Annotated in this window: 11 protein-coding genes; 4 read left to right on the forward strand and 7 right to left on the reverse strand. The window is 68.4% G+C overall.

Annotation, left to right across the window (positions count from 1 at the left end):
- The first annotated feature begins 1,346 nt into the window (after window positions 1-1,346).
- Complete coding sequence (locus tag QE416_RS00875) at window positions 1,347-2,126, forward strand: HAD-IIB family hydrolase (RefSeq protein ID WP_307312853.1); 780 nt, start codon at window positions 1,347-1,349, stop codon at window positions 2,124-2,126.
- Between the two features lie 19 nt (window positions 2,127-2,145).
- Here QE416_RS00875 and QE416_RS00880 read toward each other — a convergent pair whose 3' ends face one another.
- The 6 genes from QE416_RS00880 to QE416_RS00905 form a co-directional block, all read right to left on the reverse strand.
- Window positions 2,146-2,967 (reverse strand): siderophore-interacting protein, encoded by an 822-nt coding sequence (locus tag QE416_RS00880; protein WP_307312854.1) that lies wholly within the window; start codon window positions 2,965-2,967, stop codon window positions 2,146-2,148.
- Between the two features lie 10 nt (window positions 2,968-2,977).
- Window positions 2,978-3,751 carry a FadR/GntR family transcriptional regulator gene (locus QE416_RS00885; RefSeq protein WP_307312856.1) on the reverse strand — a complete coding sequence of 258 codons (774 nt, stop codon included), beginning with the start codon at window positions 3,749-3,751 and terminating at the stop codon, window positions 2,978-2,980.
- A gap of 62 nt (window positions 3,752-3,813) precedes the next feature.
- Window positions 3,814-4,842, reverse strand: a complete 1,029-nt coding sequence (galE, locus tag QE416_RS00890) for a UDP-glucose 4-epimerase GalE (RefSeq protein WP_307312857.1) — start codon at window positions 4,840-4,842, stop codon at window positions 3,814-3,816.
- 50 nt (window positions 4,843-4,892) lie between these two features.
- The gene (locus tag QE416_RS00895; protein WP_307312858.1) at window positions 4,893-5,498 is read right to left on the reverse strand and encodes a thymidine kinase; all 606 of its coding nucleotides are present in this window, start codon (window positions 5,496-5,498) and stop codon (window positions 4,893-4,895) included.
- Window positions 5,499-5,505: 7 nt separating this feature from the next.
- Window positions 5,506-6,978 (reverse strand): malate:quinone oxidoreductase, encoded by a 1,473-nt coding sequence (locus QE416_RS00900; protein WP_307312859.1) that lies wholly within the window; start codon window positions 6,976-6,978, stop codon window positions 5,506-5,508.
- A gap of 98 nt (window positions 6,979-7,076) precedes the next feature.
- Window positions 7,077-8,147 carry an aspartate-semialdehyde dehydrogenase gene (locus tag QE416_RS00905; protein ID WP_210073589.1) on the reverse strand — a complete coding sequence of 357 codons (1,071 nt, stop codon included), beginning with the start codon at window positions 8,145-8,147 and terminating at the stop codon, window positions 7,077-7,079.
- 232 nt (window positions 8,148-8,379) lie between these two features.
- Between QE416_RS00905 and QE416_RS00910 the strand changes: the two genes are divergently transcribed.
- Both QE416_RS00910 and QE416_RS00915 read left to right on the forward strand, forming a co-directional pair.
- Window positions 8,380-9,609 (forward strand): ATP-binding protein, encoded by a 1,230-nt coding sequence (locus tag QE416_RS00910; protein ID WP_267787727.1) that lies wholly within the window; start codon window positions 8,380-8,382, stop codon window positions 9,607-9,609.
- Window positions 9,606-10,880 carry a tetratricopeptide repeat protein gene (locus QE416_RS00915; protein WP_307312860.1) on the forward strand — a complete coding sequence of 425 codons (1,275 nt, stop codon included), beginning with the start codon at window positions 9,606-9,608 and terminating at the stop codon, window positions 10,878-10,880. The genes QE416_RS00910 and QE416_RS00915 overlap by 4 nt, the downstream gene beginning before the upstream one ends.
- Before the next feature lie 102 nt (window positions 10,881-10,982).
- On the opposite strand, the gene QE416_RS00920 is transcribed toward QE416_RS00915, so the two are convergent.
- Entirely contained in the window at window positions 10,983-12,269 is a 1,287-nt protein-coding gene (locus QE416_RS00920) for an aspartate kinase (RefSeq protein ID WP_210073576.1), read from the reverse strand.
- A 182-nt stretch (window positions 12,270-12,451) separates the two neighbouring features.
- Between QE416_RS00920 and QE416_RS00925 the strand changes: the two genes are divergently transcribed.
- Window positions 12,452-13,849, forward strand: a complete 1,398-nt coding sequence (locus QE416_RS00925; protein WP_307312861.1) for a threonine/serine exporter ThrE family protein — start codon at window positions 12,452-12,454, stop codon at window positions 13,847-13,849.
- The last annotated feature ends 21 nt before the right edge of the window (window positions 13,850-13,870 follow it).

Here is a 13,870-nt window from a genome sequence, read left to right on the forward strand (position 1 = left end):
AGGCGGGCTCTGGGCGGAAAGAGCAACCGGGCTCGCACCCACGCGCAACGAGGAAGAAGACCCCACTATGTCTGAACCAGAAAACGACCGTCAGCCGCCCGCAGTGCGATCGCTGAACGCACCCACATCACGTTGAAAGAGGGACATGGAGGAGTGCGTCGTTGATGCCGTCAGACGGATGCTTCGTGAAGATCCGACAATCCGCGTTCAATTCGACTCTGCAATCCGCCCCGACAGTTCCCATCGGGGCGACGGAGTGCTGTCCTTACATCCGTCGCTTGAGCGCGTTGTCTTAGAAGCGCGCGCAAGTGCTGCCGACCAGACGAATGCCGCACACCGGGTGCCGAACTTGTGCGCACTGTGCGGCCATGAACCGGTCGGACTGAGGCTCAGCGCACCACGGCGTTTCCTCAGATGGGCGACGCGACGCAAAGGCAGCGCCGCGTCATGCGCCAGTTTCGAGTACGACGAGACTCCCTCGATGCGCCGCGATTTTTGCCCGTGTTCCGGTCCAGCCCATCAAACACAGCTCGTCAGCGAATGGGATGGCATCGAACTCAACCCGTCGTGCTGGTAGCCCCCCTCCCGATACAACGTCGAGCGGAAACCCCAAATCATGCGAGCGAAATCGACAGCTACACAAAAAGTACGACACATGCGACCGAGCTGGACTGACTGTCATGAGGGGTGATCGTCGACGACAGGGACGCCTACGTCGCCGGTCGACGCCACCGGCTCGTCGGCAGCCGACTCTCATGAAGACTCGTAGAACTTCGCCGCGTCCTCGCCCCTGGTGGCTCATCGAAACATCACCGCGTGCAAGCGCGGCTTGGTGCGTCGTCTGGTGCGCGATCACCGGTGCGAGCTTGAGCACGTACCTCCTGCTCGGCGGGAAGGGGTTGCTTGCCTGCGTTCTCGTCAGTGCCTCCCTGAGCCTGTTGTATGGCGCGGCGGCCACGTTCGACCGCATTTCAAAGTGAACAAAACACGGCCGGACCATGGCAGGCCATGGACTTGCCCCATTGGTCGCCCCCAGCGCCCAGGGCGGTGACCGTGCTCAGCGCTGAACCCTGGACTCGAGATCACCCACCTCGAGCGAGCCGAGTAGAACGGGCTGCGCGGCCGGTTCAGCGAGTGATGCGAGGGCGGGCAGAGCCGCGTCGACATCGGTGGCCTCATCGACGGCGACGAAGCTGTCCTGTCTGTGCGCGCACCGCGGTCGCGGAGGACGAATAGGGGCCTCGAGAGACCATCGGTAGAATCTTTCATGTGCGAGACCCCACAGTCTCGCCCCACGCCCGCACGCGACACCTCCGTGCGACGATCTTCCATTGCTCAGGAGCACCGTGTCCGACGCCTCGCCCCGCCTCGTCGCCTTCGACCTCGACGACACCCTCGCCCCCTCGAAGTCGGCGATCGACCCGCGCATCGGCGACCTGCTGCTCGCTCTCGCCGAGAAGGTCGAGGTCGCGATCATCTCCGGCGGGCAGCTCCAGCAGTTCCGCAGCCAGGTCGTCGAGCGTCTTCCCCAGGCCTCTCCCGAGCTGCTCGCGCACTTCCACCTCATGCCCACTTGCGGCACCCAGTACTACCTGCTCACGCCCGCCGGCGTCGAGACCGTGTACGCCCACTCGCTCACCGACGACGAGAAGCAGCGTGCCCTCACCGCCGTGCGCGAAGAGGCCGAGCGTCTCGGGCTGTGGGAGGCCGAACCCTGGGGTGACATCCTCGAGGACCGCGGCTCGCAGATCACGTTCTCGGCCCTCGGGCAGTCCGCGCCTCTCGAGGCGAAGATGGCCTGGGACCCCACCGGCGAGAAAAAGAACAGTCTGCGCGAGGCCGTGGCGAACCGCATTCCCGACCTCGAGGTCCGCTCCGGCGGATCGACCTCCGTCGACATCACCCACCGCGGCATCGACAAGGCCTACGGCATGAACAAGCTCGTCGAGGCCACCGGCATCCCCCTCGACGACATGCTCTTCGTCGGAGACCGCCTCGATCCCGACGGCAACGACTACCCCGTGCTGGCCATGGGCGTCGAGTGCCAGGCCGTCCACGGGTGGGAAGACACCGCCGCGTTCCTTGAGAAGCTCATCCCGACGCTTCCCGCACGAACCGGGGAGTGAGCCCGGGCAGCGCGAGCCGTCAGAGGATCTGTCCGATAGGCTCGCGCTTCTCGGCCTGGAACCGATCCTCGGTGCGGCCGTAGGCCCAGTAGCCCGACAGGGAGACCTGCTCGCGTGCCAAGCCCCACCGGGTGAAGACGAGATCGCGGATCCGCTTCATCGCCTCACGCTCTCCGTGCGCGAACACGTGTCCTCGTCCGTCGAGCGGATGCCACGCGGACACGGCATCCGCCAGGACGTTCGTTGCACCCGCCACCGCAGCCCCTCGGTGAACCCAGGTGATCTCGATGCCGGCGGGGGCGGCCAGTGCGAGCTGCTCGTCGGCGGCCTGCACTTCGAGAAACGCCGCGCCGACGGCATCCGCAGTCAGGGCTTCGAGAGCCGCGGCGATCGCGGGGATAGCGGACTCGTCGCCGATGAACAGGTGCCAGTCCGCCGTCGAGTCGGGCGCGTAGCCGCCTCCCGGCGACGACACCACGAGACGGTCCCCCGGCTGTGCACCCGCCGCCCAGGGGCCCGCGAGACCTTCGTCGCCGTGCACGACGAAATCGATCGTCAGCTCATCGCCCTCGACCGCGCGCACCGTGTACGTGCGGGTGACGGGAAGGTCCTCCGGCGCGAGCGTGTTGCGCAGAGAAGCCAGGTCGTACGGCGGCTCGAGGCCGAGCTCCGGCTTGGCGAACGTGATCTTGACGTACTTGTCGGTGTGGGGGCTGTCCCGGAACACCGCGAGATCCTCCCCTCGAGCGCGCACGCGGACGAGGTGCGGGGTGAGACGCTCGGTCTCGACGACGTGCAGAATGTGCTGCGGGCGCGGCGGGCGCGCGGGTCGATCGCTCATGGGGATCCTCTCAAGCGGACGGCGAAGAACGTACGGCGGCACGCGCCGCGTCACCGACGGCGGCTTCGTCCGCATCGGACGGGCTCAGCGCCTGCGCCACCTCGGTGTAGTAATCGGTGATGTGAGCACGCACGGCCTCGCGCGCGCCCTCGGCGTCGCCACGCGAGACCGCCGCGAGGATGTGTCGGTGCTCGGAGCGCAACCGTTCGGCGACGACCGGCCACACGTCGAGGCGGGCGGCCCCCGCCCGGGTGTACGCCTCGATGGAGCTGCGCAGGCCCGCCATCATCGCCGAGACGACCGCGTTGCCGGACACCTCGGACAGGGCCTGGTGGAAACGCGCGTCGAGAGCCAGGAACTCGTCGGGGGCGAGGCTTTCGGCATCCATCGCGTCCAGGATGCCGACCACCTCGGAAAGATCGGCGTCGTCGCGGGCCAACCGCTCGACGACATCGACCTCGAGCACGATGCGCGTGCGGACGACGTCCGTCAAGGGGAAACCGTTCGCGGCGACCTGCAACCGGAGGAAGGCGGCGAGGCCGCCCCGTGGTGTCGTCACGATCATGGCCCCGGCGGTGGGCCCGGAGCCCGTCGCCGTGCGCACGACCCCGAGCACCTCGAGAACCCGCACCGCCTCACGCACGCTCGATCGACCGACCCCGAGCTGGGACGCGAGTTCGCGCTCGGGAGTCAGTCTGTCGCCGGGCGACAGGCGCCCCTCGCGGAGATCGCCCTCGATGCGTTCGAGCACGATCTGCCAGGCACGGGGTGCGATGTTCGGCAAGGAGTCCCCGTTCCGTCGAGCACGCTGGTGTGGCCCGACCACACCAGCCTACGCGTGGATGATCAGGCGTCGGCGGTCGTGCGATACCCGGCCGGGTTCGTGGTCTGCCAGTTCCAGTAGTCGCGGCAGGCGTCGTCGATGCCGAGACGCGTGCGCCAGCCGAGGACCTCACCGGCCTTGGACGGGTCGCAGTACGTCGCGGCGACGTCTCCGGGGCGACGGTCGAGGATCTTCTTCGGCAGCTCGCGCCCCACGGCCTTCTCGAACGAGGCGACGAGTTCGAGCACGCTCACCGGACGACCGGTACCGAGGTTGAACACCTGATGGCCGGGCTGCGCCTGCTCGAGAGCGGCGACGTGACCCTCGGCGAGGTCGACGACGTGGATGTAGTCGCGCAAGCCCGTGCCGTCGGGGGTGTCGTAGTCGGCGCCGAAGACCCCGATCTCGTCGAGCGTGCCGATCGCCACGCGCGAGACGAACGGCATGAGGTTGTTCGGGATGCCGGCGGGGTCTTCACCGATCAGGCCGGACGGGTGCGCGCCCACCGGATTGAAGTAACGCAGCACCGTGACGTTCAGCGCGGGGTTCACGCGCGCGACGTCGGCGAGGACGACCTCGTTCATGCGCTTGGACTTGCTGTACGCGTTCGACAGATCGATGCTCGTCGTCGACTCCTCGGTGAACGGGAGGTCGGCCGGGTCGGAGTACACCGTTCCGGTGCTCGAGAAGACGAAGCTCCGGATGCCGTGGGCGATGCCCACCCGCAGCAGGGCGAAGGTCGTGTCGAGGTTGTTGGAGTAGTACTCGAGCGGCTTCTGCGTCGACTCCCCCACGGCCTTGAAGGCGGCCAGGTGGATGATCGCGTCGATCGGTCCGTGCTCGTCGAACGCCGACGCGACGACCGCCTCGTCGGCCGCATCGCCCACGATGAGGGGCGCGGACTTGCCGGTGATCTTCTCGACCCGCTCGGCGGCGACCGCGTGCGTGCCAGACAGATCGTCGAGGAGGACGACGTCGTGGCCCGCTTCGAGAAGGGCGACGGCCGTGTGGGTTCCGATGTAACCGGCTCCGCCGGCCAGGAGTACGCGCATGCCTCCAGGCTATCGCTCGGGCACCACCGCGCTGATCGCGCGAGAGGGGCTCAGCGCCCGTCGAGCCGCCCGCCCGACTCGCGCAGGTAGCACGCGGCGCACATCGACTCGTACGTCACTTCGCCCTCGATCTGCCCCTCGTCGATGGCGACCTGATCGCCGTCGAAGACGAACCGGCCGCCCACCAGCCGTGCGTTGAAGATCGCCTTCCGACCGCACCGGCAGATCGTCTTCAACTCTTCGAGGCTGTGGGCGATCTGCATGAGGCGGGCGGATCCGGGGAAGGCCTCGGTGCGGAAGTCGGTGCGGATGCCGTAGGCGAGGACGGGGATGCCGTCGAGCACGGCGATGCGCAGGAGGTCGTCGACCTGCGCGGCGGTGAAGAACTGCGCCTCGTCGACCAGGAGACACGCCACGGGTGCGTGGCCCGCGGCGCCGTGGAAGACCTCGCGCAGGTCGTCGTCAGGGGCGACGAGGAAGTCGACCGCGCGCTTCACGCCGAGGCGGCTGTCGATCTGATCAGCGCCCTTGGTGTCGATCTCGGGCTTGGCCAGCAGGACGCGCTGACCACGCTCCTCGTAGTTGTACGCCGCCTGCAGCAGGGCTGTCGACTTGCCCGAGTTCATCGCTCCGTAGCGGAAGTACAGCTTCGCCACGCGCGACTCAGGGGTTGATCGCGAGAGCGTGGGCCGTGGCATCCAGCTCTTTGCGCGCGGCGGCGGGGTTCGTGTTCAGCGTCTCGCCGTAGCTGGGGATCAGGTTGCGCAGGCGCGGCTCCCAGTCGGCCATGCGCTCGGGGAAGCAGGTCTTGATGAGCCCCAGCATGATGGACACGGCGGTGGAGGCTCCTGGGGATGCCCCGAGGAGACCGGCGATCGAGTGGTCGGCTGAGGTGACGACCTCGGTGCCGAACTGGAGCACGCCGCCCTTGTCCTTGTCGCGCTTCATGACCTGGGCGCGCTGGCCGGCGTCGAGCAGCTCCCAGTCCTCGTCCTTCGCGGTGGGCATGAAGTCGCGAAGGCTGTCGACCTTCTTCGAGTGGGTCTTGAGCAACTCGCTGACGAGGTACTTGATGAGGCTCGGGTTGTCGACGGCGACCTTGAGCATCGGCAGGATGTTGTGCGGACGCACCTGCGTGACGATGTCGAGCATCGAGCCGTTCTTGAGGAACTTCGGGCTGAAGGTCGCGAACGGTCCGAACAGCAGCGACGACTCCCCGTCGATCACGCGCGTGTCGAGGTGCGGCACAGACATGGGGGGTGCACCCACCGACGCCTGCGAGTACACCTTCGCGCGGTGCTTCGCCACGATGTCGGGGTTGGAGGTCTTCAACCACTGCCCGCCGATCGGGAAGACACCGTAGCCCTTGATCTCGGGGATTCCCGAGCGCTGCAGGAGTTTGAGGGCCCAGCCGCCCGCGCCCACGAAGACGAACTTCGCATTGATGGAGCCGGGGGTCCCGCCGATGACGTGGCGGTACGAGACCTCCCACGACCCGTCCTTCTGCTTCTTGAGCTTCTTGACGTCGTGGTTGGTAGCCACCTCGACGCCCTTCTCGCGCAGGTTCGCGAACAGCTGGCGCGTGAGCGAGCCGAAGTCGACGTCGGTGCCGGCGGGCACTCGCGTGGCGGCGAAGGGCTCGCCCTTGCGACGCTTCTGCATGAGCAGCGGAGCCCACTGGTTGATGACGCGCGAGTCCTCGCTGTACTCGATACCCGCGAACAGCGGCTGCTGCTTGAGGACCTCGTAGCGCTTGCGGAGGAAGGCGACGTCTTTCTCGCCGCGGACGAACGTCATGTGGGGCGTGGCGTTGATGAACGTCGACGGCTCATCGAGCACACCCTCGGCGACGAGCGAGGCCCACAGTTGACGGCTCTGCTGGAACTGCTCGTTGATCGTGACGGCCTTGGCCGGGTCGATCGTGCCGCCCTTGGCCTCAGGCGTGTAGTTGAGCTCGCACAGCGCCGCGTGACCGGTGCCGGCGTTGTTCCAGGCGTTCGAGCTCTCTTGAGCGACGTCGCTGAGACGCTCGAGCACCGCGATCTTGAGATCGGGCTGGAGGTCCTTCAGCAGCGTGCCGAGAGTGGCCGACATGATGCCGCCACCGATGAGAAGAACATCGACGTTTTCAGTCACCCGTCGATTCTAGGTGCGGGTCGAGAGGTGTCTCGACATCGAGAGAACCGTCGGTTCGATGTCGAGACACCTCGCACCCGGCATCCGGATGCCGTGTCTCAGACAGTCGCGAGGCGCTTGTGCGCCACGAGCTCGGCGATCTGCACCGCGTTGAGAGCCGCGCCCTTGCGCAGGTTGTCGTTGCTGATGAACAGCACGAGGCCTCGGCCTTCGGGAGCGGACTGGTCGGCGCGGATGCGACCGACGTAGCTGGGGTCGGTGCCGGCGGCCTGGAGCGGCGTGGGCACTTCTTCGAGCTTGACACCGGGGGCCTCGGCGAGGAGCTCACGAGCGCGTTCGGGCGAGAGGTCGCGAGCGAACTCGGCGTTGATGCTGAGCGAGTGACCCGTGAAGACGGGGACCCGCACACACGTACCGGCGACGCGCAGGTCGGGGAGCTCCAGGATCTTGCGGCTCTCGTTGCGGAGCTTCTTCTCTTCGTCGGTCTCGTTCTGTCCGTCGTCGACGAGGTTGCCGGCGAAGGGGATGACGTCGAAGGCGATCGGGGCGACGTACTTCTCGGGCTCGGGGAAATCGAGGGCCGAGCCGTCGCGCACGAGACGCTCCACCTCGCCCTGGGCGAGGACGCCCTCGACCTGGCCGAGGAGCTCCCGGGCGCCCGCGAGGCCGGAGCCGGAGACGGCCTGGTAGGTGCTGACGATGAGGCGTTCGAGGCCGGCCTCGGTGTCGAGGACCTTCAGGACCGGCATGGCGGCCATGGTGGTGCAGTTGGGGTTGGCGACGATGCCCTTGACGGCCTGGTCGATCGCGTGGGGGTTGACCTCGCTCACGACGAGCGGGACCTCGGGATCCATGCGCCAGGCGCTGGAGTTGTCGATGACGAGGGCGCCCGCCTCGGCGAAGCGCGGCGCGTGCGCCCGGCTCCCCGTAGCTCCGGCGGAGAACAGAGCGACCTCGACGCCCGCGGGGTCGGCGGTGGCCACGTCTTCGACGACGACGGAATGGCCCGCGAACTCGATCGACGAGCCGGCGGAGCGCGCGGTGGCGAACAGTCGGAGTTCCCGAATCGGGAACGCGCGCTCGGCGAGGATCTCGAGCATGACGGTGCCGACCTGGCCGGTGGCGCCGACGACTGCGAGGGAGATTCCGGAATCGGAGATGCGGGTCATGGCTGTTCCTCGGGTACGCGGGGGCGCGCGGACGGATGCGCGCGACATTCGTGCCAGAGTAGCGTGCGCTCGGGGGGTCGCCGATCAGCGCCGGCCGCTCCGGCGGTCGTGAACGCCAGGATGGCAGGACCGCTGCTCTCGCACGGCGAACAATCCACAGGTGAGACGACGATATGGCACGTGTCGGTGGTCTCGCCCACAATGGCAGGGCACCCCCGTCGCGAGGAGACCGATGAACGACCCGCTGATCGAAGCCCTGCGTCGCGCCGTCGAGGCCGCACCACTCGACGACGAGTTGCGTCTGCATCTCGCGACGCAGCTCTGGGAACGCGGACTCGCAGACCAGGCCGTCTCAGAGGCGAGCACCGTTCTATCGCACTCCCCCGCCGACTCGCGGGCCCGCGAACTGCTCGCTCGAGCGCTGGGTGCGCCCGCGGCCCCCGACCCGGCGAGCCTCAGACCTGCGGCCCCTCCCTCCCCACCCCGTCCGGAGGCCGGCTTCGACTGGTCGGCCGCCGAGACCGAGGTGGGTCACATCGCGCGGCCCGCGTTCGTCGACGGCGAGAGTGCCCCGGCGTTCGACGCGCACGACCTGCAGCGACCCACGACGACCCTCACCGATGTCGGCGGCATGTCCCAGGTGAAAGAGCGGCTGAATGCGGCGTTCCTCGCCCCGCTGAAGAATCCCGAGCTGCGTGCGCTCTACGGCAAGAGCCTGCGGGGCGGACTGCTCATGTACGGACCGCCGGGGTGCGGCAAGACGTTCATCGCCCGTGCGATCGCCGGCGAACTCGGGGCGTCGTTCCTCTCCGTCGGCATCAGCGACATCCTCGACCGGTACATGGGCGAGAGCGAGCACAACGTCCGAGACCTCTTCCAGCTTGCGCGCCGCGACGCCCCGACGGTCATCTTCCTTGACGAGTTGGATGCCATTGGGCAGCGCCGTTCGCAGGCCCGCCACAGCGGGATGCGCGGGGTCGTCGTCGCCCTGCTCGAAGAACTCGACGGTGTCGCCAGCGACAACGAGGGCGTCTTCGTCCTTGCGGCGACGAATCAGCCGTGGGATGTCGATCCCGCCTTGAGGCGACCGGGCCGCCTCGACCGCACGGTGCTGGTCCTCCCTCCCGACGATGAGGCTCGGCGGGCCATCTTCCGCCACCACCTGGCCCGCCGTCCCGTCGAGGGTGTCGATCTCGCGGAGCTCGCACGGCTGACCGACGGCTACAGCGGCGCCGACATCGCCTATGTCTGCGAGGTCGCGAGCGAGAACGCGCTGCTCGAGAGCGCACGAACCGGCACGGCGCGTCTCATCGGCATGGACGATCTGCGACATGGCGTCGCTCAGACCACCTCGTCTACGGGCCCCTGGCTCGAGGCGGCCCGTAACATCGTCCGTTTCGGCGAAGACGACGGCACCTTCACCCAGTTGCGCGACTACCTCAAAAGCGTGCGCCGCCTGTGAGCGACGACGCACGGACACTCCGTAACGCCGATACGCTGCTGAGTCTCGGACGGCGTCAACAGGCACTGAAGGAGGCGGGAGCGGTGCTCGCGCGGGACCCCGGCAACGCGGAAGCACAGCGGATCGTCGGAGAGGCCCTGGTCGAGCTGGAGCGCTGGGACGAACTCACGCCGCTCGCCCGAGGCGCGGTGTCATCGTTTCCTGACGACGCGTGGGCGTGGCGCCTGCTGGCCCTCACCCAGATGGAGACCGCCCAGGAGGCAGAGGCCCTGTACGCCGCCGACCGTCTGTACGCACTGGCCCCCGAGGTCTCGTTCGCGGTGTTCACCTACGCGCGCGTCCTGCATGCCTTCGGTCGCGCCGCCGAGGCCATCCCCGCCCTCGAGCGTGCGCTCGAGACGCAGCCCGATGACGTCGATCTGCACCTCGCGCGGGCGACGTGCTTGTGGAAGGTGGGCCGCTCGCGCGAAGCTCGCGAGAGTGCCGCCTCCGCGCTGCGCATCGACCCGACGAACGACGATGCCCAACGCGTCCTCGCCGTCTTCGGCGGACCGGGTCAGCGCGGATCCGACGCCCTCCTCGAGACGGCTCGTCGCGTGGCGAAGGCCCCCGGCGACGACGACAACGAGGTCTTCTTCGAGCTCGCCGCCAGCAGGGCGCTGGTTTTCCCCGTCTCGGTCGTCCTCGGCCTGTGCGTGGCCCTGCTCGCGGTCTGCGTTCCGACCGGCGGCCTGTGGGGATGGCGCATCGACACCGGCCTCGGTCATCTCGCCGGCGCGATCGTTCAGGCCCTCCTGTTCTCGGGAGCCATCGCCATCCTGGGGTTGTGGCTCCGGCGCATGCAGCGCAACCTGGGTGACCTGTTCCGCTCCATCGTCGCGTCTCGGATGGACGATGGGCCCCTGTCGAAGTTCACTTCGTGGGCGATCGCGGGGGCTCTCGTCCTCGACCTCATCGGCATCGTCGTCTACGCCACGGCGGGCGATCCCCTCGGCACTCTCGGATTGACCCTGGGACTGTGCAGCGCCTACGCGGGCGGTGTGCTGGTGGTCCTGTTCCAGCTCATGACCCGCGGCCTGGTCTCGCGCGCGATGACGAGACCCGCCGGACTGCTCGTGCTCCTGTGGCCGGGGGCGATCGCCGGAGTGGTCCTTCTCGGGCTCTTCCTCATCGGCGCGGTGCTGTACATCATCGTCTGGTCGTTCTCGGGTGACCGGTTGCCGGAGCCCTTTCCCCGGACCGATCAGGAAAGACGGGAGACGTCGAACTAGTCGGCGTCACCGATCACGCCATCCCGAGACGCGCCTGCGTCGTTCTGGAACGCGGCGACCTCCGCGCCCGGCGACATCCTGCGCGTCGAGGCGAGACGGTGATCAGCGACCGGTGCCGGCGTGGACGGTCGCCTCGGCGTCACCGTCGAGCCCGTAGGCCGTGTGCACGAGACGGGCGGCCTCGGCGAGGTCGACACCACGCACCACGACCGAGATGCGGATCTCGGAGGTCGAGATCATCTCGATGTTGACGCCGGCCAGGCTGAGCGCCTCGAAGAGAGTCGCCGAAACGCCCGAGTGCGTGCGCATGCCCGCGCCGACGACGGAGAGCTTGCCGATCTGGTCGTCGTGCACGAGGCTTTCGAACCCGACCTCGGCCTGCTCCGCGGCGAGCGCCTTGAGGGCCGCGGTGGCGTCGGTCTTGGGCAGCGTGAACGAGATATCGGTGCGGCTCGTGGCAGCGGCCGAGACGTTCTGCACGATCATGTCGACGTTCGCGCCGGACTTGGCGACGATCTTGAAGATGTCGGCGGCCTTGCCGGGCACGTCGGGCACACCGATGACGGTGATCTTGGCCTGGCTGAGGTCGGTGGCGACGCCGGCGACGATGGGCTCTTCCATGACTTCTCTTTCGGGGACGAGTGCGGAGGTCTTCGAAGCGTCGAGCACCCAGGTGCCCTCGCCCGAGCTGAACGTGGAACGGGCGTGGATGAGGACGCCGTGACGACGCGCGTACTCGACCGCGCGGATGTAGAGGACCTTCGCGCCATTGGCGGCGAGCTCGAGCATCTCCTCGCTGCCGACCCGGTCGAGCTTGCGCGCGAGGGGCACGACGCGGGGATCCGCGGTGAAGATGCCGTCCACGTCGCTGTAGATCTCGCAGACATCGGCCTTCAGCGCCGCGGCGAGCGCCACGGCCGTGGTGTCGGATCCGCCACGACCGAGGGTCGTGATGTCGCGGGTGTCGCGGTTGAAGCCCTGGAAGCCCGCGACGATCACGATCGCTCCCTCGTCGAGCGCCTCGCGAAGGCGGACGGGCGTGACATCGACGATGCGGGCTGCGCCGTGCGTGGCATCCGTGATCATTCCGGCCTGGCTGCCGGTGAAGGAGCGCGCCTCGAAGCCCATCGAGTGGATCGCCATCGCCAGCAACGCCATCGAGATGCGCTCCCCGCTGGAGAGCAGCATGTCGAGCTCGCGCGGCGCAGGGATGGGCGCGACCTGGTTCGCCAGATCGAGCAGCTCGTCGGTGGTGTCGCCCATCGCGCTGACGGCGACGACGACCTCATGACCCGCGCGGCGGGTGTCGACGATGCGCTTGGCGACCCGCTTGATGCTCTCGGCGTCGGCGACGGACGAACCGCCGTACTTCTGGACGATCAGAGCCATGAGGAGAACTCCCGGAGAGGTCGCGCGTCGGGATGCCACGACGGGGCGCTCGTGCCGCGCCCGAGGATCATCCTAGAGGCGGGCGCATACCGCCTCCGTCATGGGTCGACGCCGGGAGAAATCGCAGAGCCCGTCGATAGGATCGAACCCTCCCTCTCTCCCCCTTCTCTGGAGGCCCGCGGTTGTCCCCCACCCCGCGCCGACTGCTGTCGTCTCTGCGCCGGCTCGTCCATGTCGACGAGGTCTCCTCCCCCGACACGACGTTGCTTCCGATCATCGATGAGGCCCTGTCGACGCGCACTCTCGATCTCGCCATCCGCATCGGCGAGACCATGCTCGTCGTCGGTGCCCCGGCCAACGAGGTGACCCTCACGATCGTTCGGGTGTGCGGGGCGTACGGACTCGACCCGGTGCACGTCGACGTGACCTACAACTCGATCACGATCGCGCACAGCCGCCCGGGCGCGAGCCACCCGACCACCCTGCTGCGCGTGGTGCGGGGCTCGGTCCCCGACCACGCGAAGCTGCAGCGCCTGCAGGCCCTGGTGCAGGAGATCACCGGCGGCCTGGGGCTCGACGATGCGATTGTGCGGTGTCGGGCCATCCGTCGCCTGCCCTTCCGCTATCGCCCCGCGATCGTCATCGCCTCACAGGCGTCGCTCGCCGCGGGAGTGGCGATCATGTTCGGGGCGAACTGGCTCGCCCTCGTGCTGTCCTTCATCGCCGCGGCCCTCGCCGCCACCACGCAATACGTGCTGGCGCGCGCGCGTGTGCCGTACTTCTTCGCGCAGATCGCCGGCGGTTTCGTCCTCACCGTCTTCGCGGCGCTGTCGCCGCTGCTGCGCTACACCGGTCTCGACGCGGCCGCGGCCATCAGACCGTCGGTGATCGTGGCATCCGGAATCGTCCTGATGCTCGCCGGTCTTACCGTCGTGGGCGCGGCACAGGATGCCATCGACGGCTTCGCTCTGACCGCGACGGGACGCATCCTCGAACTCACCACGCAGACTCTCGGCGTGGTGCTGGGGATTCTCGCGGGGCTCGAAACGGTGCGCGTTCTCGGGATGGGGATGTCGCCGCCGTCGAACGCGCTGCCGCTCGGACCCGTCGGCGTCCAGTTCGTGGGAGCCGCGGTGATCGCCATCGCTGTCGCGGTGTTCAACGGTGCCGGCGCGCGCATCGTCGTGGTGAGCGCCGCCCTCAGCCTGGTGGCCTGGGCGGGCTACGTCGCGGCCTCCGGCCTCGGCTTCGAGGTCGCCGCCGCGAGCGGCGTGGGAGCCTTCGTCGGAAGCTTCGCGGGCATCGTGGTCGCTTACCGGTTGCACGTGCCCTCGGTGGCGATCACGACCGCGGCGATCCTCCCGCTCGTGCCCGGTGCCGCGGTCTTCCGCGGTCTTCTCGGGATCGTGGAGTCGGGCCAGGATCCTGCCGTGCTTATGACCGGGGTCACCACGCTCGCCGGGGCGGCGACCATCGGCATCGCCCTCGCCGTCGGTGCGTCTCTCGGCATCTATCTGGGCCAGCCCGTGCGGGCGACCCTGTCGAGCGTCACCCGGGTGCGAGCGCGCGTGCGGCGGTAGCGGCGCACCCCGGGGCCAGCC

Origin of the sequence: Microbacterium sp. SORGH_AS_0421 (assembly GCF_030818635.1) — a bacterium.
GTDB lineage: Bacteria > Actinomycetota > Actinomycetes > Actinomycetales > Microbacteriaceae > Microbacterium.

What these genes read in the sequence shown, in the direction of transcription:
- QE416_RS00880 (WP_307312854.1), bottom strand. Translation starts at nt 2,967, where the DNA reads ATGAGCGATCGACCCGCGCGCCCGCCGCGCCCGCAGCACATTCTGCAC.
- galE (WP_307312857.1), bottom strand. Translation starts at nt 4,842, where the DNA reads ATGCGCGTACTCCTGGCCGGCGGAGCCGGTTACATCGGAACCCACACG.
- QE416_RS00905 (WP_210073589.1), bottom strand. Translation starts at nt 8,147, where the DNA reads ATGACCCGCATCTCCGATTCCGGAATCTCCCTCGCAGTCGTCGGCGCC.
- QE416_RS00910 (WP_267787727.1), top strand. Translation starts at nt 8,380, where the DNA reads ATGAACGACCCGCTGATCGAAGCCCTGCGTCGCGCCGTCGAGGCCGCA.
- QE416_RS00920 (WP_210073576.1), bottom strand. Translation starts at nt 12,269, where the DNA reads ATGGCTCTGATCGTCCAGAAGTACGGCGGTTCGTCCGTCGCCGACGCC.